The following is a 19025-nucleotide window of genomic DNA, read 5'->3' on the forward strand; positions in this document are numbered from 1 at the left end:
GCGCCTATGCCTCAGCCATGCAGGCCCAGCTTCTCCGCCGCCATCCAGGTGCGCCAGTTGTCATGCGGCATCTGGATATGCGTCGAGCCGAGGAACGAGAACGCATCGTTGATCGCGTTCGAGAAGCAGGGCACGCCGCCGACATTGGGGCTTTCGCCCACCCCCTTGGCGCCGATCGGATGGTGCGGCGAAGGGGTAACGGTGAAATCGGTTTCCCATTTTGGCGTCTCGACGGCCGTCGGCAGGAAGTAGTCCATCAGCGAGGCGGTGACGACATTGCCCGTCTCGTCATAGCGGATCTCCTGGCCCATGGCGATGCCGAAGGCTTCGGTGAGGCCGCCATGCACCTGGCCCTCGATGATCATGGGATTGATGCGCGTGCCGCAATCGTCGAGTGCGTAGAAACGCCGGATCTTGGTGCTGCCGGTATCGACATCGACATCGGCCACACAGATATAGGCGCCGAAGGGATAGGTCATGTTGGGCGGATCGTAGTAGTTGACCGCCTCCAGCCCCGGCTCCAGCCCTGCCGGCGGGCTGTTGTAGGACGCCCAGGCGATCTCCTTCATCGATTTGAACTTGTCCGGCGCGCCCTTGACCCGGAAGCCGTCGATATCCCATTCGAGATCGTATTCCGAAACTTCCAGCAGATGCGCCGCGATCATCTGCGCCTTGGCGCGGATCTTCCGGGCCGCCATGGCGATGGCGCCGCCCGCAACCGGGGTCGAGCGCGAGCCATAGGTGCCGAGGCCATAGGGCGCCGTGTCGGTATTCCCCTCCTCGATCATGATATCGGCGGCGGGAATGCCGAGCTCTGTCGCCAGGATCTGGGCATAGGTCGTTTCGTGCCCCTGGCCCTGGCTCTTGGTACCCATGCGGGCGATGATCGAGCCGGTGGGATGGATGCGGATCTCGGCCGAATCGAACATGGCGATGCCGAGGATGTCGCAGTTCTTCGAGGGTCCCGCCCCCACGATCTCGGTGAAGAAGGCAACCCCGATTCCCATCAATTCCCGGGTCTCGCCGCGCTTGAAGGCCTCGCGCTTGGCTTTCTGCTCGGCACGCAGCTGGTCATAGCCGACGGCCTTCAGTGCCTTCTGCATCGCGGTGTGATAATCGCCGGAATCGTATTCCCAGCCGAGGGCAGATTGATACGGGAACTGCTCCGGCCGCACGAAGTTCTTGAGGCGGAGTTCGGCCGGGTCCATGCCCAGCTTCTGGGCCAGCACATCCATGATCCGCTCGATGCAGTAGGACGCCTCGGTCACGCGGAACGAGCAGCGATAGGCGACCCCGCCCGGTGCCTTGTTGGTATAGATGCCGTCGACGGAAAGATGCGCCACCGGGATGTCATAGGAGCCGGTGACGATGTTGAAGAAACCGGCCGGGTATTTGCTGGGGTCGGCGCAGGCATCGAAGGCGCCGTGATCAGCCAGCACATGGACGCGCATGCCGGTGATCCGGCCGTCCTTGGTCGCGGCCAGTTCCGTCGTCATGTGATAGTCGCGGGCAAAGGCGGTCGCCGACAGATTTTCGATGCGGTCCTCGACCCATTTCACCGGCTGGCCCAGCACGATGGAGGCGACGATGGCGCAGATATAACCGGGATAGGCGCCGACCTTGTTGCCGAAGCCGCCGCCGATATCCGGCGCGATGACATGGATCTTGTGCTCCGGAATGCCGGAGAGCAGCGATCCCACCGTGCGGATCACATGCGGCGCCTGGAAGGTACCCCAGAGGGTCAGTTCGCCCTTGATCTTGTCCATGGACGCCACGGCGGCGCAGGTCTCCAGCGGACAGGGATGCACCCGCTGGTAGGAGATCATCTCCTTCACCGTCACCTCGGCCTTGGCGAAGACGGCATCGGTCGCTGATTTGTCGCCCACCTCCCAGGTGAAGATGTGGTTGTGGTGCTTGCGCTTGCCATGGGCGCCGTCGGTCTTGTCCTTGATGTCCTCCCTCAGCAGCGGCGCATCCGGCGCCATCGCCTTGAAGGGGTCGATCACGACCGGCAGTTCCTCGTATTCCACCTCGACCAGTTCGATGGCATCCGCCGCGATATAGCGGTCCTCGGCCACCACGAAGGCTACTTCCTGGTTCTGAAACAGGACCTTTTCTTCCGCCAGCACCGCCTGCACGTCGCCGGCCAGCGTCGGCATGTAATGCAGCTTCAGCGGCTTCAGTTCCGCCGCCGTCAGCACCGCCTTCACACCCGGCAGGGCCAATGCCTTGGAGACGTCGATCTTCTTGATCCGCGCATGGGCGTAGGGCGAGCGGACGAAATCGCCGAACACCATGCCGGGCAGCTTCAGGTCGTCGACGTAATTGCCCTTGCCCTGGACGAAGCGCACGTCCTCGACGCGCTTTCGCTTGCAGCCCATGCCTTCCAGCTTGTCGGCGCGTTCCTTCTGATTGGGGGTCATGTCGTTCATTCCGCGGCCTCCTTGAATTCGCGGCCATTGAGCTTGGCGGCGGCGGCCTGGATGGCCTTCACGATGTTCTGGTAGCCGGTGCAGCGGCAGAGATTGCCGGCAATGCCGTGGCGGATCTCGCTCTCGCTGGGATCCTTGTTCTCCTGCAGCAGGCGATGGGCGCGGGTGATCATGCCGGGCGTGCAATAGCCGCATTGCAGGCCATGATGCTCGCGAAAGGTTTCCTGCAGCACATGCAGCGAACCGTCCGGGTTGGCCATGCCCTCGATGGTCAGCATCTCGCCGCCATCGGCCTGGACCGCGAAGATGGTGCAGGCCTTGACCGACTTGCCGTCGAGATCGACCGTGCAGGCGCCGCAATGCGTGGTTTCGCAGCCGATATGCGGCCCGGTCAGGCCCAGTTGTTCGCGCAGGAAATGGATCAAAAGCGTCCGCGGCTCGACCAGCGCCTCGACCGGCTTGCCGTTGATGGTCATCTTCACATGGGATTTCGCCATTTTTTTTGCTCCTCACAGGCCGAGGGCGCGGATGAGCGCGCGCTCGGTCATGATGCCTGCCATCTGGCGGCGATAGGCGACAGGGCCGCGGGCGTCACTGGCCGGCGCGGCGATCGCTGCCGCGGCCTGACCCGCCTTCTTGCACAACGCCTTGTCCGGCGCCTGGCCGACCAGCAGGTCGGACGCGGCATCAGCCAGCAGGGGCGTTTCCCCGACATTGGTAAGCGCGATGCTGGCGCGGGTGATCTTGCCACCCGACACTTCCAGCAAGACGGCCGCCGCCGCAATGGCATAGTCGCCAATCTTGCGCTTCAGCTTCTCATAGGCCGCCTTGTGACCGGCCGGCGGCACCGGGATGCGGATCGCCGTCACCAATTCGCCCGGCTCCAGCGCGGTGAAATAGGCTCCCTGATAGAACTCCCGCGCCGCCACGCGGCGGCTGCCACCCTGGCCCTGCACCTCGTATTGCGCATCAAGGCACATCATGACGGCCGGCATGTCGTTGCCGGGATCGCCATTGGCGACATTGCCGCCGATGGTACCGAGATAGCGGATCTGCGGATCGGCGATTTGCAGCGCGGTCTCGCGCAGCAGCGGCAGCCGGGCGGCAAGATCGGCCGAGGCGATGACCTGATGCTGGGTGGTCATGGCGCCGATCACCACCTCGCCCCCCTCCGCCCGAATGAAGGCAAGGTCGGCGAGCCCCCGGAGGTCAACGAGATGGCTCGGGCTGGCGAGGCGCATCTTCATCATGGGGATCAGGGAATGGCCGCCGGCGATCGGCCTGGCGTCGTCGCCCAGATCATTGAGCAGGGCGATGGCCTCGGCCACGCTCTTGGGCCGGTGATAGTCGAAGGCACCCGGAATCATTGCGCAGCTCCTCCCTTGAGTGATTCTTGTTGTTGGGAGGAAAAGTGGCGGATGCTGCGGTGCGGCGGCAATTTTGCATGCATCAACCTACCGGAACGCGCATCAAACGCCGGATTGCCGCATGAACTGCGTCAGTACTGCTGACAATATTCACGAAATTCCGGAACTGAGGCGCAATCACGGCCATTGCGCCCCGCACCTTGTTGCGGCGCAGCAGGATGAGTCAGGTCAGGAGGCCGCTTCGCTCAGGGTCGGCGGCTCTGGCATCGACAGGATGCGGCGCAGGGTCGGGATCTTGGCGCGGCTCACCGGTACGTCGACCGGCGGCCTGGAATTCAACTGCACCACCCCGTGATCACCCACCCGCCGGAGGGCGGCCACATGGCGCAGGCTGACGATGTGGCTGCGATGCACCCGGGCAAACTGGCCGGGATCCAGCCGACGCTCGACCTCGCCGATCGAGAGCGAACAGAAGAGCTGGTCCGCGCCGGTGAAGATATAGGTGTAGTGGGCATTGGCATGGACCGCCAGGATCTGGTCGGCCGGAACCATCAGCGTGACCCCGTCGCGCTCGGCCGGGATCCGGTCGCTGTAGCGCAGCGGCGCGCTGCCGGCCCCGCCCAGCGGCCCCAGCGAGGTGGTCTGCGGCAGGTCGGCGGGCATTTTCGGAACCATTGGCAATGATGGCGCCGCCGCCGGTCCCGGCTCGATGGCAAGCCGCGCGGCGCGGTCGGGCACCAGGATCAGAAAGAAGATGCCGGTCACCAGGAAGGCGACCACCGCCACCAGGATGGCGAGAAGATCGCTGGAGAGAACCGGCGATTGCGCCGCCGCCGGCAATCCCAGCGGGTGCAGGGTCAAACCCGCCATCGCCGTGTAGTGCATGCCCGATATGGCAAGCCCAAGCGCCACCGCCGAGGCGGAAACCGGCAAGACCACGCGCCGGCCGCCCTCGAAGGCAAGCCATAGCGCACCACCCGAGGTGACAATGGCGATGCCGACACTGGCAACGACCGACCAGGCGGCGTGGTCGAGATGCGCCGCACCATGGAGGGCGCTCATGCCGATATAGTGCATGGTGGCGATCCCTGCCCCCATGAAGATGGCCGATGCCGCGAGACGCCAGGCGGCGCGGCCCTCGATAGCCACCGCCACCAGCGCGAGGCCGACGACAAGGACGCAGACCAGGAAGGAGAGCAGGGTCGGAAAGACGAGAAAGTCGATCTCGGCCGGCAAGCGTGCCGCCAGCATGCCGATGAAGTGCATCGACCAGATGCCGATGCCGAGCGACAGGGCAGCACCTGCCAGGAGTGCACGTCGACGCATACCGACGGCCAACGGAATCTGCACGGCCAGGCGCAGGCCGACGAAGCTGCCCTGGATGGCAATCAGGATCGATAGCAGAACGAGCCAAGGCTCGTGCGTAACCGTCATTGCGGTAGACCATTCACCCATTGTCGCTGCCGCATATCAGGTGGCGACATCATCCGGCCGGGGATGTTACCTCCGCAATGTTACCCAAGGGAAGCCCGGAGAGCCGGCGGCGATCACGCCGGCTTGGTCGCCCAGATGCGGGCCGGCCGCAATTCGCCCTTGTCGAGGACGACGGTGAGCGAGCGCCAATCCTCCAGAAAATGGGCGTTTCCCGCCTCACCCAGTTCCGCCAGCATGACCGGGGCCAGTTCCCCCTTCATGCGGGCGAGTTCGTCCTGGGCCTCGCGCCGGTAGATCTCGGTGATGTCTTCGAGCTTCACGTCGACGAAGCCCGCCGCGTGCAGCAGGGTGCCATACTCCGCCAGCGTCACCAGATGGTAGGTAAGCCCCTCCATCTCGAAGAAGTATTCCATGTCACGGCTGTAGGGGCCAGGCGATTTCATCCAGTCGCCGGCGGCGATGCGGCCACCCGGCTTGAGGACGCGGTGAATCTCGGCAAAATGCGCTGCCTTGTCCGGGATGTGCAGCCAGGCGTCCTTGCCGAAGACGATATCGAAGCTGTTGTCAGCGAAGGGCAGCGGGCCAGGCTCCACCAGCTTGATCTCGATGCGGTTGGCAAGCCCGGCGCGGCGGATCCGCTCCTGGCCCATCTCGACGATGAGGCCGGCGACATCGAGGCCGGTGACATGGGCGGCACCCAGCGTAAGAAGTACCTGGTCGAGCCCGCCCAGGCCGCAGCCGATATCGAGCACGCGCTTTCCCTCGAGTGCCACACCGCTCATGATCTCGCGCACCGCCTGCGGCCCGCCGGGCGACAGAAAGCCCTCGCCCCAGACCATCTGCAGAAGCGTCAGCATGCGGCCGTCATATTCTTCAGTCGCGTTATCGCTCATATGCCGTTTTCCCTCACACCGTCATCCGCGGGTCAAACCCGAACCACCCGATAATGTTGATGATAGCCATAGGCGAGTGCCAGCGCGATCAGCGCGACCGGCACGATGGCGCCCAGCAGCACCCAATCCCAGCCGAAGACCTGTTCGACCGTCCCGGCGACGAACGAACAGAGCGCCACGCCGGAAAAGGTGGCGCAATCGTTGAAGGCCTGCACCTTCGCCCGCTCGCTCGGCCGATAGCATTTGGTCAGCTGGCTGGTGCCGGCGACATAGAGGAAGTTCCAGCCGAGGCCGAGGAGAACGAGAGCGCCCCAGAAATGCCGGATGTCGATGCCATAAAGCCCGATCGCAATGCAGATCGCATAGCAGGCAACCCCGATGCTCATCACGCGAAACTCGCCCAGGCGCTTGATGATGTGTCCGGTGACGAAGCTGGGGGCGAACATGGCCAGCACATGCCACTGGATGACAAAGGCGATGCCGCTATCCAGGTCGAAACCGCAGAACGCCATTGCCAGCGGTGTTGCCGTCATAACAAAGGACATGACGCCATAGCCAAGCATGGCAGCGGCAATGGCCGAGACGGCCAATGGCTGGGCCGCGATTTCCCAGAGCGGGCGCGGCGTTTCCGACAACGCTGCCGGCGTGTCGCCGGCGACCGGCGGAAGGCGCAGCGGCAGGAGCAGCAGAACGACCAGGACGGAGAGCAAGGTGATGAAAACGAAGCCGCCGGCAAACATGTGCGGCGTCAGGAAATCCTGGCCGAGCTTGGCCAGTTCCGGGCCGAAGATCGCGGCGATGATGCCGCCCGCCATCACCAGCGAGATCGCCTTCGGCCGGAAGGCATCGTCGGACGCCTCGGCCGCGGCGAAGCGATAGAACAGCGTAAAGGCCGCCGACACGCCGAAGATGGTGTTGCCAAGCGCAAACAGCCAGAAGTTTGCCGCATAAGCGGCGGCGGCCATGACCAGACCGCCCAGGATACCGATCCAGGCACCCAGCATGAAGCCCTTCCGGCGCCCCCACTTCTTCATCAGGAACGAGGCCGGGAAGGTGGTCGCCATGGTCGCGATGAACTGCAGGGCCAGCGGCAGGGTCGCAATGCCGCCGTTGGGGGCAAGCAGCTGCCCGGTCAAGGCCGAGGTCACGATCATGATCGAATTGCAGGTCATCGCCGTCGCCTGGGCCAGCGCCAGGATCAGGACGACGCGATGCGTGGCATGTCTTGTGGAAGCATTCATCGGCGCTGTCGGGATGGCTATTTCAGCTCCCTGATCTCCATATTGACGATGGTGACGTCATAGAACCGGCCGGTGCCGTACTTCTCCGCCAGAACCTTGCGCAATCGTTCGCGCAGGAATTCGGGGTTGTAGCCTTCCTGCTCGACGATCTTGCGCGGCAGCAGGCCGTGCAACTCGGCGATCATCGTGTCCTGCACCAGCGGCAGGCGCTCGCTGACCCAGGCCTGATTTTCCGGGTTGTCGAAGGTCAGATTGATCTGGAACCAGAATTCGCGCGTCGGCGACCCGTCCTTGATCACGGAAACCGGAAACGGACCAATTCCGATCTGGCTGAGGACCGGCGGCGGCGCCTCCTCCACGACGGGCTCAGCCCCCTCTTCCTGCGGACGCAGGAAGAACCACCAGGCCGCGGCACCGCCGCCGCCCAGCAGGATCAGAAGCACCAGGATGATGAGAAGTTTCTTCATGCGCCGCACCGAAAACCCCAGCGGCACACTCTACACGAGGCCGGCGATTCACCAATAGGCGGGAGCCGCCGCTCAAAAGTGACGGTAGCCGCCGGTGGCCAGGTTCAGTTCAACGCCGTCGCGATCAATCACACGGACCGGCCTCTCCCCTGCGGCATGGCCCGGGATGCAGCCGACAACCGAGAGCGGCGTCCCGATCTCGGCGCCGAGGGCGAGGAGGTCGTTCACGGCATCGGGCGCCGCCGTCAGCAATAGCTCGTAATCGTCACCGCCGGTCAGGATGAGCGGCAGCAGATCCGGCGCGTCGGCCAGCAGGCCGGCAGCGGCCGCGGAAAGCGGCACCGCCGCCGCTTCCAGTATCGCCCCAACGCCGGATGCCTCGGCAATATGTCCGAGGTCGCCAACCAGCCCATCCGACACATCCATCATCGCATGGACCAGGTTGCTGGCGAGCAGCGCCTGACCGAGGCGTAGCCGCGGCTGCGGCAGGTGATAGCGGTCCTCAAGGAAACGCCGCTCGGCCGGCGGCAGGTCAAGGAACTCGTGGCGCAACACCTTGAGGCCCAGCGCCCCGTCGCCGATGGTGCCCGATACCAGGACGACATCGCCCGGTCTGGCGCCATTTCGGCGCAGGGCGCGCCCCGTCGGGACGATGCCGAGGGCGGTCAATGTCAGGCTGAGGGGTCCCGGCGTCGCAATGGTATCGCCGCCCATCAGACCGATCCCGTACTCGCGCTGATCGGCGGCCAGGCCGGCGGCGAAGCCAGCCACCCAATCCGCGTCGGTCTCGGCCGTGAAGGCGGTCGTCATCAGGTAGCCGACCGGCATTGCCCCCTTGGCCGCGAGATCGGAGAGATTGACCCGCAGCAGCTTGCGCGCCACCGATGCCGCGGGATCGTCGGGCAGGAAATGGATGCCGGCCACCATCGCATCGACGGTCAGGACCAGGTCGTATCCGGGCGGCGGCGCATAGGTGCAGGCGTCGTCGGTTAGGCCGAGGGCACCCGGCATCCCGGCGCTCAGCGGCGCGAAATAGCGGGCGATCAGGTCGAACTCGCCCGGCAGTTCTGAGGCTCCGGGCAACTTACCTGGTGCCTGGGCCACCGCGCGTGGCTCCCATCTCGTCCGGCCGCAATTCGTGCGCCAGCTTGTCGAGAACCCCATTGACCATGGCTGTCTCGCGATCACCAAAGAAGGCGTCGGTGACCGCCAGATACTCGCTGATGACGACGCGCGGCGGCACATCCGGCCGGTGCACCAGTTCAAAGGCACCTGCCCGCATGATGGCGCGCAGGATCGATTCCAGCCGCTCGATCCGCCACTCCTCTGACAAAACCGCGGAGAGCATGTCGTCGAGTTGGGCGACATCCGCGGCAACGCCGCGCACGATCTCGGCGAACAGCTTGCGGTCGGCCGGGGCCAGGTCGGACACTTCCTCGGCGCCTTGGCCCTTTGCCATGCGGTGGGCGCCGAATTCGGCAATCACCGCCTCGGCCTTGGCACCGGTCTGCTCCCACTGGTAGAGCGCCTGTACGGCGGCAAGCCGCGCCGCCCGACGCTCCAGGGCCAGTTGCTGGCTGCGTTCCTTGCCAGAGAGTGGTTTGTCGCCCTTTGCTTCCTTGGTGGACATCGCTCAGCCCTGGGCCAGGCGCCGACGGGTGGCGACCAGGGCAAGGGCCGCCTGGGCAGCGCCGCCGCCCTTGTCGAGTTCATTGGCGCGGGCCCGGGTCCAGGCCTGCTCCTCGGTCTCGCAGGTCAGGATGCCGTTGCCGATGGCAAGGCCGAAGCGGGTGCCGAGATCCATGATGCCGCGGGCGCTTTCGTTGCAGACCGTGTCGTAATGGGTGGTCTCGCCCCTGAGCACACAACCCAACGCCACATAACCGTCGAACGGACGCTTCAGCGTCCCCGCCTCGGCGGCGAGATGGGCGAGGCGGATGGCGGGCGGTATTTCCAGGGCGCCTGGCACGGTGAAGCGCTCATAGCTGGCGCCCGCCGCCTTCAGGGCGCGCTCGGCGCCTTCCCACAGGGCGTCGGAAATGTCGTCGTAGAAGCGCGCCTCGACGACCATGATATGCGGCTTGTCGGTCATGATTCCTAATATTCCGAAAGGGTCCGCCGGGACCCGATTGTTTGATTGGCGCCTTACTTAGCGGCTTCCGCCGTTCAGGTCTACTTGCCGTCCTGGCCCAAAAGGCGGGCGACATAGCGGGCGATCAGGTCGATCTCCAGATTGACCCGCTGACCGCTCCGGGCGCGCCCCAGATTGGTTGCCTCCTGGGTAATCGGGATTAGGCAGACGCCGAAGCTGTTCCCCGCCACCTCGTTCACCGTCAGCGACACGCCATCGATCGTCACCGAGCCCTTGGAGGCAATATATTTTGCCAGATTTTCAGGTGCTTCGACGGTTAATCTCAGAGATCCGCCATCCTCGACCGCGCGCGTGACCGTGCCGATCCCGTCGACATGGCCGGCAACGATATGGCCGCCCAGTTCGTCGCCGATCTTCATCGGCCGCTCGAGATTGACCTCGGTACCGGGCTGCCAATCCCGGAGGGTGGTGACCGCGAGGGTCTCCTGCGCCGCCTCGAAAGCGAGCCAGCCGGGCCCCTTCTCCACCACGCTGAGGCAGCAGCCATTGCAGGCCACGGAAGCACCAAGGGCGATGTCGCCGGTCTCATAGGCGGTGGCGATTTCGAGGCGCCGGACAGTACCGTCCCTGATCGCCCGCACCTTGCCGAGATCGGTCACAATTCCAGTGAACATGCTTTAAATTCTGCTTGTTATGACCCGTTGCGACGATAAAACGCGAAGCTGTCTTCGCCGGCTTCCTGGCGCGACAGAAGCGTAAAGCGGTGTGCTCGGTCAAGCTGGCTCACCGCCATCCCGGCGATGGCAGCCATGCCGTCATTGCCGAGCACCAGCGGCGCCTGGAACCAGGCCAGGCGATCCGCCAGATCCTGGCGGATGAGGGCGGTTGCAACGCCGGCGCCACCTTCGACCAGCAGGCGGGTCAATCCCTGGCGCCCAAGCGCCAGCATCAAGGACGCCATATCCAGTCCGCCCTCGCCATCGCCCACCTGAATGACCTCCATGCCGGCCTGGCGATAGGGCGCCAGGGTTGCCGGGCCGTGATCAGCCCGCGTCACCAGCCAGGTACCCGGCCGCGCCAATCTGGCCGAGAGCGGCAGGCGCAGCCTGCCATCCAGGATGACCGGGACCGGCGACCGCGCACCCAGCCCCGGCAGGCGGCAGGCCAGTTCCGGGTCGTCGGCCAGCACCGTGCCGGACCCCACCAAGATGGCGTCATGGCTGGCGCGGAGCTGGTGCCCGATGGCCCGCGCCTGCGGCCCGGTGATCCATTTGCTCTCTCCGCTCAAGGTGGCGATCTTGCCGTCCAGGGTCGTGGCCAGCTTCAACGTGACCAGCGGACGCCCCGCAATCACCCGCCTGAAGAAGCCGGCATTGAGTTCAGCAGCGTCGTCCCGGAGCACGTCGCGGACGACCTCGATCCCGGCCCTCTCCAGGATGGCGATGCCGCCGCCGGCGACACGCGGATCCGGATCGCCGACGGCGACGACGCAGCGCGCGATGCCGGCCTTGGCCAGCGCCTCGGCACAGGGCGGCGTCTCGCCATGATGGGCGCAGGGCTCCAGGGAGACATAGGCCGTCCCGCCCCGGGCCCGGTCGCCTGCTTCCTTGAGGGCTTCCGTCTCGGCATGGGGCCGGCCGGTCGGCCGCGTGAAGCCACGGCCGACGACTTCCCCCGCCGCATCCAGGATGACACAGCCGACGCTGGGATTGGGCCAGGTCCGGCCGAGGCCGCGCCGGGCAAGCCCCAACGCGGCCGCCATATGGCCGCGATCGAGGTCGCCGGCCGGCTTAGTCGGCTTCGCCACCGAGCTTGCCGACGAAGGTCTCGAAATCCTTCGCCTCGCGGAAATTGCGATAGACCGAGGCAAAGCGCACATAGGCGACCTTGTCGAGATTGGCGAGGGCGTCCATCACCGCCTCACCGATCATCGAGGTCTGGATCTCGGGTTCGCCCGAGCTTTCCAGGCGCCGGACGATGCCGTTCACCACCCGTTCGAGCCGCTCGGCATCCACCGGGCGCTTCCTGAGTGCGATCTGCATGGAACGCAGCAGCTTTTCACGATCAAAGGGTTCGCGCTGCCCATTGCCCTTCACCACGACGAGCTCGCGCAACTGCACGCGCTCGAAGGTGGTGAAGCGGGCGCCGCAATTGCTGCATTGCCGGCGCCGGCGGATGGCGGCGTTGTCATCGGTCGGCCGCGAATCCTTTACCTGGGTGTCTTCATTGCCGCAGAACGGGCAGCGCATTGGTCCCCTCTTTCCCCTTTTGCCCCGATTGTCAGTTCGGATAGATCGGGAACTGGCGGCACAAGGTCTCAACCTCCTTGCGCACGGCTTTCTCGACCGCCGAATTATCCTCGGGATTGGCCGCGAGCCCATCCAGCACGCGGCAGATCAGTTTGCCGATCTGACGGAATTCCCCGGTACCGAAGCCGCGCGACGTGCCGGCGGGCGTGCCGAGACGGATGCCCGAAGTGATCATCGGCTTTTCGGTGTCGTAGGGAATGCCGTTCTTGTTGCAGGTAATGCCGGCATGGTCGAGGGTCAGTTCGGCCGCCTTGCCGGTCAGCTTCTTCGGTCGCAAATCGACCAGCATCAGATGGTTGTCGGTGCCGCCGGTGGTGATGGCGAAGCCGCCTTCGATCACGGTTTCGGCCAGCACCCTGGCATTGTCGATGACCTGCTGGGCATAGACCTTGAATTCCGGCTTCAGCGCCTCGCCGAAGGCGACGGCCTTGGCGGCGATGACATGCATCAGCGGGCCACCCTGCAGGCCTGGGAAGACAGCTGAGTTGATCTTCTTGCCCAGATCCTCGTCATCCGCGAGGATCATGCCGCCACGGGGACCGCGCAGGGTCTTGTGCGTCGTCGTGGTGACGACATGGGCGTGCGGGAACGGGCTCGGATGCAGGCCGGCCGCGACCAGCCCGGCGAAATGCGCCATATCGACCATGAAATAGGCACCGACCGCATCGGCGATCTTGCGGAAGCGGGCGAAATCCCAGACCCGGGGATAGCCCGAACCGCCGGCCAGGATCAGCTTCGGCTTGGCTTCGAGGGCCAGCTTCTCGACCTCGTCCATGTCGATGCGCAGGGTCGCCGGGTCAACGGTATAGGGCACCGGCTTGAACCACTTGCCCGACTGGTTGGCCGGCGAACCGTGGGTCAGGTGACCGCCCGCGGCCAAGTTGAGACCCATGAAGGTATCGCCCGGCTGCAGCAGCGCCATGAAGACGGCCTGGTTCGCCTGGGCGCCGGAATGCGGCTGCACATTGGCGAACTTGCAGTTGAACAGCTGCCGGGCGCGGTTGATCGCCAGTTCCTCGGCGATGTCGACATATTCGCAGCCGCCGTAATAGCGGCGCGACGGATAGCCCTCGGCATATTTGTTGGTGAGGACCGAGCCCTGAGCCTCGAGGACCGCCCGGGAGACGATGTTCTCCGAGGCGATCAGTTCGATCTGGTCCTTCTGGCGCGTCAGTTCCTTGCCGATCGCGGCGAAGATCTCGGGGTCCTGGGCCGCCAGAGCCTTGTCGAAAAAGCCCGGCATCGGCTTGCAATTGCTGCTCATTTCGCTTTTGTCCTTCAGTTCATGACCATCACCGCCGCTTCCTGGCGTGGGGCTTCCGCCACGCCGGCGCCTCGGCCTCGCTAGCCGAGTTTGGCGACACGATTCTGGTGACGGCCACCTTCGAAATCTGTCCCAAGAAACACCGCCAAACAGTCCCGAGCGACATCGACCCCGATGAGGCGGGCACCGAGGCAGAGCACATTGGCGTCGTTATGCTGGCGCGACAGGCGCGCCGAGAGCGCGTCATGGCAGAGAGCCGCCCGGATATGGGTATGCCGGTTGGCGGCGATCGAGATGCCGATGCCGGAGCCGCAAACGAGAACGCCGCGCCGCGCCGCGCCGCCCTCGAGGGCAACGGCGAGCTTGTTGCCGAAATCCGGGTAGTCCACCGAGGCCGGGCCGTCCGTGCCAAGGTCCAGCGGCTCGAAGCCAAGCTTTTCAAGCTCTTGCTTCAAAACAGCTTTCAGCTCGAACCCGGCATGGTCACTGGCGATGGCGATCTTCTCGGCCATATTCCTCATTATCTCCGCAGAAACGCCGGAACCCGCCAAAACGCGGCGGGTCCGGGAAGGAGCCTACCATATAGCCGGCATGGGGCCCCCGCCAACCACAAACTATGCTGAACCCGGCAAAGAAAAAGCCCGGGCCGAGGCCCGGGCTTTTCCCAGTTTGGCTTCAGAGCCGGGGCTTAGTTCAGGGGCTCCTGAACGGCCTTGCCGTCGGCACCCCAGACATACCAGGCGTAGTTGACCTTGGTCAGGTCACCCTTTTCGTTGAACGAGAGTTCGCCCAGCACAGTCGGGATCGGCGCGGCGCGGAGCGCGTCGGCCACCTTGGCACCCTCGACGCTGCCAGCCTTATTGGCGGCTTCCGCCCAAGCCTGGATCGCAGCATAGGAGTTTAGGGTATAGCCTTCCGGCTCGTAGTTCTCGGCTCGGAACGCCGCCACGACGTCCTTGGCGGAGTCGAGATTGACCGCAGAGGCGCCGTCGCTGTAGCGCACGCCTTCGCCGGCCGGGCCGGAGATCGACCAGAACTCGGCCGTGTTGAGGGCGTCAGCCGAAACGATGTCGGCGTTGAAACCCTGCTCGCGCGACTGGCGGGTGATCAGGCCCACGTCGTTGTGATACCCGCCGATGTAGACGACGTCGATCGCGGCGTCCTTCAGCTTGCTGATCAGCGCCGAGAAGTCCTTCTCCTTGGCGGTGTAGGTGTCGCGGATGGTGATGGTGCCACCGCTCGCCTCGAAGTTCTTGGCGGTCTCGTTGGCGAGACCCTGGCCATAGGCCGACTTGTCGTCGAGGATGGCGACCTTCTTGCCGGCATAGGTCTTGGCCAGCCACGGACCGGCGAAGACGCCCTGGGCGTCATCACGACCGCAGGTGCGGAAGATGGTCTTGACCCCCTTCGAGGCCGGAACTTCGGTGAAGTCCGGATTGGTCGAGGCCGGGGTGATCTGGACGATGCCTTCCTCGGCATAGATGTCCGAGGCCGGGATCGAGGAGCCGGAGCAGAAATGGCCGGCGACGAAGGCGACGCCCTTCTTCACCAGGTCGTTGGCAACCTGGACGGCCTGCTTCGGATCGCACTGGTCGTCGCCGATCTCGAGCTTCAGCTGCTTGCCGTTGACACCGCCCTTGGCGTTGATGTCGGCGATCGCCTTCTCGGCGCCGCGCTTCAGCTGTTCGCCGAAGGCTGCCAGATCACCGGTCATGGGGCCGGCCACGGCAACCACGATCTCGCCACCCGTTGCGGCCGGCGTGGCAGCGGCTTCCTGCGTCGCAGCCGGTTCGGCGGCGGCCGGCTCGGCAGCAGCCTGCTCGGTCGTCGCGGGGGCTTGTTCGGCGGCAGCTTCTTCCTTCTTCTCCTCACCGCAGGCCACGACCAGCGTGGCTGCGACCGCTAGCGTCGCCAGCGAGAATTTCTTGCTCATGGTGAGCTCCCTTTGTCTCGTTTTACCCAGTGATGATTTACGGCGGGTGCGTCCCGTCGTCCATTTTTGTGGGTCAGGCCTGTTCGCCTGCGCCACAAATTAGCATTTGCCCTGCAACCGTCAAACGAATTGACGCGTCGGTCAGGGTTGGTCGCGACCCGTTAACCAGCCCGGTCCCGCCAGGACAGGATCCCGGCCGGTTCGTACAGCCATGGGTACTGGGTCACCATCTTGCGCGCCAGCGTGATGCGGTGCGCAAAGAGAGCGATGGCGATGATGACCGCCGCATCCAGCACATATTGCCAGATATCCAGCCAGTCACCACCAAAAAGGGCGCCATCCAGAAAGCGGTTCGCCGCGGCCAGCGGGAAGCCGTAGGCTATGTTCTGCCAAGCCGGCCGCCAGGTCTCCGCAATGGCTTGCCCCATGAGAAAGGCGGCGCCGCCGAAAATGATCACGGTCAAGAGGATGAAGACCCACCAGTTCATGTCCGCCCCTGCCCTGCTCTCACGTTCCTGTTCCCAAACCCCTCAATGGCCGCCTTCGAGATAGGCGGCGCGAACCTCGGCATTGCTGAGCAATTCCTGTCCCGTTCCGGACAGCGTAACCACGCCGTTCACCAGGACATAGCCGCGATGCGCGAGTTTCAGAGCGTGATTGGCGTTCTGTTCGACCAGAAACACCGTCATGCCCTGCTCTCGATTGATCTCGCGGATGATCTCGAAGATCTGCCGCACGATGAGTGGCGCCAGGCCGAGGCTCGGCTCGTCCAGCAGCAGGAGTCGCGGCCGGCTCATCAGCGCACGCGCGATCGCCAGCATCTGCTGCTCGCCGCCCGACAGCGTACCGCCGCGCTGCTGCGCGCGCTCCTTGAGGCGCGGGAAGATGGCGAAGACACGCTCCAGATCGGCGTCGAAGAATTGCGGCTGGGAGGTGATTGCCCCCATGCGCAGGTTTTCCATCACCGACATGCGCGGGAAGATGCGGCGACCTTCCGGCGACTGGGCGATGCCGAGGCGCATGATTTCGTAGGTCGGCATCTGCGCGATGTCGCGGCCATTGAAGACAATGCTGCCGGACCGTGCGCGCGGCGTACCGCAGATGGTCATCAGCAAGGTCGACTTGCCGGCACCGTTGGCGCCGATCAGGGTCACGATCTCGCCCTCGTTCACCTCGATGTCGACGCCCTTCAGCGCTTCGATATGGCCGTAGAACGTATGAACGCCGGAAATCTTCAGCATGGCGGCCTACTCCTGCCCGTCTTCGCCGAGATAGGCGCGAATGACGGCGGGATCGTTGCGGATATCCAGCGGCGTTCCCTCGGCAATCTTGCGGCCGTAATCCAGCACGACGATATGGTCGGAGATACCCATGACGACGCTCATGTCATGCTCGATCAGCAGCAGGCCGATACCGAATTCGTCCCTGATCGACAGCAGCAGGCTGTTGAGGTCGGCGGATTCGCGCGGATTGAGGCCCGCCGCCGGCTCGTCGAGGCAGAGCATGATCGGGTCGGTGCACATCGCGCGCGCGATTTCCAGCCGGCGCTGGTCGCCATAAGGCAGGCTGCCCGCCGGTTGGTCGGCGACGCCGATCAGCCTGGTCTTCTCCAGCCAGTGCACCGCCTTGTCGCGCGCATCGCGCTCGGCCCGGCGGAAGGACGGCCAGCCGAACAGGCCGAGCACCGTATAGCCCGAGGCCAGCATCAACTTGTTATGCTGGGCCACCATCAGGTTCTCCAGCACCGACATCCCGGTAAAGAGACGGATGTTCTGGAAGGTGCGCGCGACCCGTGCCTTTTGGCCGATGCGGAACCCGTCCATCTGTTCCAGCAGATAGGTGTGCCCGGCATCGCCATGCAGCGTCAGGCGACCGACCGTCGGCTTGTAGAAACCGGTGATGCAATTGAACAGCGTCGTCTTGCCGGCGCCGTTTGGCCCGATGATGCCGGTGATCTGGCGGCGCTTGGCGACGAAACTGACATCGTTGATGGCGATGAGGCCGCCGAAGCGCATGGTCAGGCGCTCGACATTCAGGAGAGTGTCCGCTGCCGGGGACACCGCCGCCATGGCCGCGCTCATGACTGCACCCCCGCCTTGTTCCGCTTTCGTCTGCCGTGCAGCAGCAGCGTGGGTTCGCGATAGGCCAGCAGCCCCTTCGGGCGCCACAGCATGATGAGGACCATGACGCCGCCGAATACCAGCATGCGATAGAGCGAGAGATCGCGCAGCACCTCGGGCAGTCCGATCAGCAGCAATGCCGCGAGCGCGACGCCGACCTGGCTGCCCATACCGCCGAGAACGACGATGGCGAGGATCACCGCCGATTCGATGAAGGTAAAGCTTTCCGGGCTGACGAATCCCTGCCGTGCTGCGAAGAACGAGCCGGCGAAGCCGGCAAACATGGCGCCGATCGCGAACGCGGTCAGCTTGGTGTTGGTCGGATTGATGCCGAGTGCCCGGCAGGCGGTCTCGTCCTCGCGCAGGGCCTCCCAGGCGCGGCCGATCGGCATTTTACGCAGACGGATTGTCACGAAATTGGTGATGAGGGCCAGGACGATGATGACGTAGTAGAGGAAGAAGACGCGGTGCGTTGAGGCGAACTCCAGGCCAAAGAAGGTGTGGAAGCTTTCGGTACCGGGTGCCGGATTGCGCTCGAACGGCAGGCCGAAGAAATCGATTCGCGTGATGTTGCCAAGGCCGTTCGGGCCGCCGGTAAAAGACTGCCAGTTGATCAGCACGATGCGGATGATCTCGCCGAAGCCCAGGGTCACGATGGCGAGGTAGTCGCCGCGCAATCGCAGCACCGGGAAGCCGAGCAGAACACCGAACAGGGCCGCAAGCGCACCGGCGATCGGCAGGCTTTCCCAGAAGGTGAAGCCCAGGGCGATGGAGAGCTTGGCATAGGTGTAGGCTCCGACGGCATAGAACGCGACATAGCCCAGATCGAGGAGGCCAGCGAGACCGACCACGATGTTGAGGCCCCAGCCGAGCATGACATAGGTCATGACCAGGACCAGGCTGTCGACCACGGCGCGATCACCCCAGGGGGTCCAGGGAATGACGATCGCCAGCACGATCAGGATGGGCCCCAGGATGCTCGACATGTTGCGGGCGATGCGCGCTTGCCGCGCTTCCGCCGCCTCGCGCATCTCCAGGGTCTGCGCGCCGCGCCGGCGATCGCGCTGTCCCTTGATCGCCGCCGCCAGGATGAAGACGGCGCCGACGCCGAAGATCGCGTTGACCATCGGCTGATCGTAGGGCAGCGGCAGCTGCCCATAGAGCGGCGAACCGGCGAGACCGAGAACGGCCGCCCCGAACAGATAGAGCGTGGCAATGCCGCCCAGAACGGCCGGTGGCAGCAACAGGCCGCCACGTGCCAGAACCAGCAGGAAGCGACCGATCGGGATCAGTACCATGGCCCAGATCACGTCACCGAACCGGTTGACGAAGCTCATCTGCTGGCCCTGGAGCACTTCGGTCTGGTAGCCGACCATGAGAAAGCTCAACAGGCCGACGACGAGGATCGTCCAGGCGGCCTCCTTGGCGGCCTGGATGACGAGCGGGGCGCTGGTGCTCGGAACTGCGGTCATG

At 64.9% G+C, this 19025-nt stretch carries 20 protein-coding genes; all 20 read right to left on the bottom strand.

The window, feature by feature from the left end:
• Window positions 1-11: 11 nt before the first annotated feature.
• The 20 genes from A8950_RS13880 to livM all read right to left on the bottom strand — a co-directional run bounded on the left by A8950_RS13880 (window position 12) and on the right by livM (window position 19024).
• Window positions 12-2432 (bottom strand): aerobic carbon-monoxide dehydrogenase large subunit, encoded by a 2421-nt coding sequence (locus A8950_RS13880; protein WP_133614277.1) that lies wholly within the window; start codon window positions 2430-2432, stop codon window positions 12-14.
• Entirely contained in the window at window positions 2429-2929 is a 501-nt protein-coding gene (locus A8950_RS13885; protein ID WP_133614278.1) for a (2Fe-2S)-binding protein, read from the bottom strand. Before A8950_RS13885 ends, A8950_RS13880 begins: the two co-directional genes overlap by 4 nt.
• Before the next feature lie 12 nt (window positions 2930-2941).
• On the bottom strand, window positions 2942-3799 hold the full coding sequence (locus A8950_RS13890; protein ID WP_133614279.1) for an FAD binding domain-containing protein: 858 nt from the start codon (window positions 3797-3799) through the stop codon (window positions 2942-2944).
• Window positions 3800-4027: 228 nt separating this feature from the next.
• Window positions 4028-5233 carry an MHYT domain-containing protein gene (locus tag A8950_RS13895; protein ID WP_133614280.1) on the bottom strand — a complete coding sequence of 402 codons (1206 nt, stop codon included), beginning with the start codon at window positions 5231-5233 and terminating at the stop codon, window positions 4028-4030.
• Window positions 5234-5346: 113 nt separating this feature from the next.
• Window positions 5347-6126 carry a methyltransferase domain-containing protein gene (locus A8950_RS13900; RefSeq protein WP_133614281.1) on the bottom strand — a complete coding sequence of 260 codons (780 nt, stop codon included), beginning with the start codon at window positions 6124-6126 and terminating at the stop codon, window positions 5347-5349.
• 32 nt (window positions 6127-6158) lie between these two features.
• The gene (locus A8950_RS13905; RefSeq protein ID WP_133614282.1) at window positions 6159-7367 is read right to left on the bottom strand and encodes an MFS transporter; all 1209 of its coding nucleotides are present in this window, start codon (window positions 7365-7367) and stop codon (window positions 6159-6161) included.
• 17 nt (window positions 7368-7384) lie between these two features.
• Window positions 7385-7834, bottom strand: a complete 450-nt coding sequence (locus tag A8950_RS13910) for a flagellar basal body-associated FliL family protein (protein WP_133614283.1) — start codon at window positions 7832-7834, stop codon at window positions 7385-7387.
• Between the two features lie 72 nt (window positions 7835-7906).
• Window positions 7907-8917 carry a thiamine-phosphate kinase gene (gene thiL, locus A8950_RS13915; RefSeq protein ID WP_243735644.1) on the bottom strand — a complete coding sequence of 337 codons (1011 nt, stop codon included), beginning with the start codon at window positions 8915-8917 and terminating at the stop codon, window positions 7907-7909.
• Window position 8918: 1 nt separating this feature from the next.
• Complete coding sequence (gene nusB / locus A8950_RS13920) at window positions 8919-9464, bottom strand: transcription antitermination factor NusB (RefSeq protein WP_133614285.1); 546 nt, start codon at window positions 9462-9464, stop codon at window positions 8919-8921.
• 3 nt (window positions 9465-9467) lie between these two features.
• Window positions 9468-9926, bottom strand: coding sequence for a 6,7-dimethyl-8-ribityllumazine synthase (gene ribH, locus A8950_RS13925; protein WP_133614286.1), 459 nt, complete (start codon window positions 9924-9926; stop codon window positions 9468-9470).
• Window positions 9927-10006: 80 nt separating this feature from the next.
• On the bottom strand, window positions 10007-10600 hold the full coding sequence (locus A8950_RS13930; RefSeq protein WP_133614287.1) for a riboflavin synthase: 594 nt from the start codon (window positions 10598-10600) through the stop codon (window positions 10007-10009).
• Between the two features lie 17 nt (window positions 10601-10617).
• Window positions 10618-11733, bottom strand: coding sequence for a bifunctional diaminohydroxyphosphoribosylaminopyrimidine deaminase/5-amino-6-(5-phosphoribosylamino)uracil reductase RibD (gene ribD / locus A8950_RS13935; RefSeq protein ID WP_322090935.1), 1116 nt, complete (start codon window positions 11731-11733; stop codon window positions 10618-10620).
• Entirely contained in the window at window positions 11717-12175 is a 459-nt protein-coding gene (gene nrdR, locus A8950_RS13940) for a transcriptional regulator NrdR (RefSeq protein ID WP_133614288.1), read from the bottom strand. The genes ribD and nrdR overlap by 17 nt, the downstream gene beginning before the upstream one ends.
• A gap of 31 nt (window positions 12176-12206) precedes the next feature.
• Complete coding sequence (gene glyA / locus A8950_RS13945) at window positions 12207-13478, bottom strand: serine hydroxymethyltransferase (protein WP_133614398.1); 1272 nt, start codon at window positions 13476-13478, stop codon at window positions 12207-12209.
• Between the two features lie 101 nt (window positions 13479-13579).
• On the bottom strand, window positions 13580-14011 hold the full coding sequence (gene rpiB, locus A8950_RS13950) for a ribose 5-phosphate isomerase B (protein ID WP_133614289.1): 432 nt from the start codon (window positions 14009-14011) through the stop codon (window positions 13580-13582).
• Window positions 14012-14187: 176 nt separating this feature from the next.
• Window positions 14188-15432: a branched-chain amino acid ABC transporter substrate-binding protein gene (locus tag A8950_RS13955; protein WP_133614290.1), complete on the bottom strand. Its 1245-nt coding sequence runs from the start codon at window positions 15430-15432 to the stop codon at window positions 14188-14190.
• Window positions 15433-15593: 161 nt separating this feature from the next.
• Window positions 15594-15920, bottom strand: coding sequence for a DUF6867 family protein (locus A8950_RS13960; RefSeq protein WP_133614291.1), 327 nt, complete (start codon window positions 15918-15920; stop codon window positions 15594-15596).
• Window positions 15921-15962: 42 nt separating this feature from the next.
• Window positions 15963-16673 (bottom strand): ABC transporter ATP-binding protein, encoded by a 711-nt coding sequence (locus A8950_RS13965; protein ID WP_133614292.1) that lies wholly within the window; start codon window positions 16671-16673, stop codon window positions 15963-15965.
• Between the two features lie 6 nt (window positions 16674-16679).
• Window positions 16680-17513, bottom strand: a complete 834-nt coding sequence (locus tag A8950_RS13970) for an ABC transporter ATP-binding protein (RefSeq protein ID WP_166645180.1) — start codon at window positions 17511-17513, stop codon at window positions 16680-16682.
• The gene (livM, locus tag A8950_RS13975; protein ID WP_243735645.1) at window positions 17510-19024 is read right to left on the bottom strand and encodes a high-affinity branched-chain amino acid ABC transporter permease LivM; all 1515 of its coding nucleotides are present in this window, start codon (window positions 19022-19024) and stop codon (window positions 17510-17512) included. The genes A8950_RS13970 and livM overlap by 4 nt, the downstream gene beginning before the upstream one ends.
• Between the last annotated feature and the right edge of the window lies 1 nt (window position 19025).

It is taken from the genome of Dongia mobilis (genome assembly GCF_004363235.1).
Lineage (GTDB): Bacteria > Pseudomonadota > Alphaproteobacteria > Dongiales > Dongiaceae > Dongia > Dongia mobilis.

Coding starts and splice junctions, on each gene's coding strand:
- nusB (WP_133614285.1), bottom strand. CDS start 9,464: ATGTCCACCAAGGAAGCAAAGGGCGACAAACCACTCTCTGGCAAGGAA.
- A8950_RS13895 (WP_133614280.1), bottom strand. CDS start 5,233: ATGACGGTTACGCACGAGCCTTGGCTCGTTCTGCTATCGATCCTGATT.
- ribH (WP_133614286.1), bottom strand. CDS start 9,926: ATGACCGACAAGCCGCATATCATGGTCGTCGAGGCGCGCTTCTACGAC.
- A8950_RS13890 (WP_133614279.1), bottom strand. CDS start 3,799: ATGATTCCGGGTGCCTTCGACTATCACCGGCCCAAGAGCGTGGCCGAG.
- A8950_RS13885 (WP_133614278.1), bottom strand. CDS start 2,929: ATGGCGAAATCCCATGTGAAGATGACCATCAACGGCAAGCCGGTCGAG.
- A8950_RS13910 (WP_133614283.1), bottom strand. CDS start 7,834: ATGAAGAAACTTCTCATCATCCTGGTGCTTCTGATCCTGCTGGGCGGC.
- livM (WP_243735645.1), bottom strand. CDS start 19,024: ATGACCGCAGTTCCGAGCACCAGCGCCCCGCTCGTCATCCAGGCCGCC.
- nrdR (WP_133614288.1), bottom strand. CDS start 12,175: ATGCGCTGCCCGTTCTGCGGCAATGAAGACACCCAGGTAAAGGATTCG.
- A8950_RS13970 (WP_166645180.1), bottom strand. CDS start 17,513: ATGAGCGCGGCCATGGCGGCGGTGTCCCCGGCAGCGGACACTCTCCTG.
- A8950_RS13965 (WP_133614292.1), bottom strand. CDS start 16,673: ATGCTGAAGATTTCCGGCGTTCATACGTTCTACGGCCATATCGAAGCG.
- A8950_RS13905 (WP_133614282.1), bottom strand. CDS start 7,367: ATGAATGCTTCCACAAGACATGCCACGCATCGCGTCGTCCTGATCCTG.
- A8950_RS13960 (WP_133614291.1), bottom strand. CDS start 15,920: ATGAACTGGTGGGTCTTCATCCTCTTGACCGTGATCATTTTCGGCGGC.
- rpiB (WP_133614289.1), bottom strand. CDS start 14,011: ATGGCCGAGAAGATCGCCATCGCCAGTGACCATGCCGGGTTCGAGCTG.
- A8950_RS13955 (WP_133614290.1), bottom strand. CDS start 15,432: ATGAGCAAGAAATTCTCGCTGGCGACGCTAGCGGTCGCAGCCACGCTG.
- A8950_RS13900 (WP_133614281.1), bottom strand. CDS start 6,126: ATGAGCGATAACGCGACTGAAGAATATGACGGCCGCATGCTGACGCTT.
- A8950_RS13930 (WP_133614287.1), bottom strand. CDS start 10,600: ATGTTCACTGGAATTGTGACCGATCTCGGCAAGGTGCGGGCGATCAGG.
- A8950_RS13880 (WP_133614277.1), bottom strand. CDS start 2,432: ATGAACGACATGACCCCCAATCAGAAGGAACGCGCCGACAAGCTGGAA.
- glyA (WP_133614398.1), bottom strand. CDS start 13,478: ATGCCGGGCTTTTTCGACAAGGCTCTGGCGGCCCAGGACCCCGAGATC.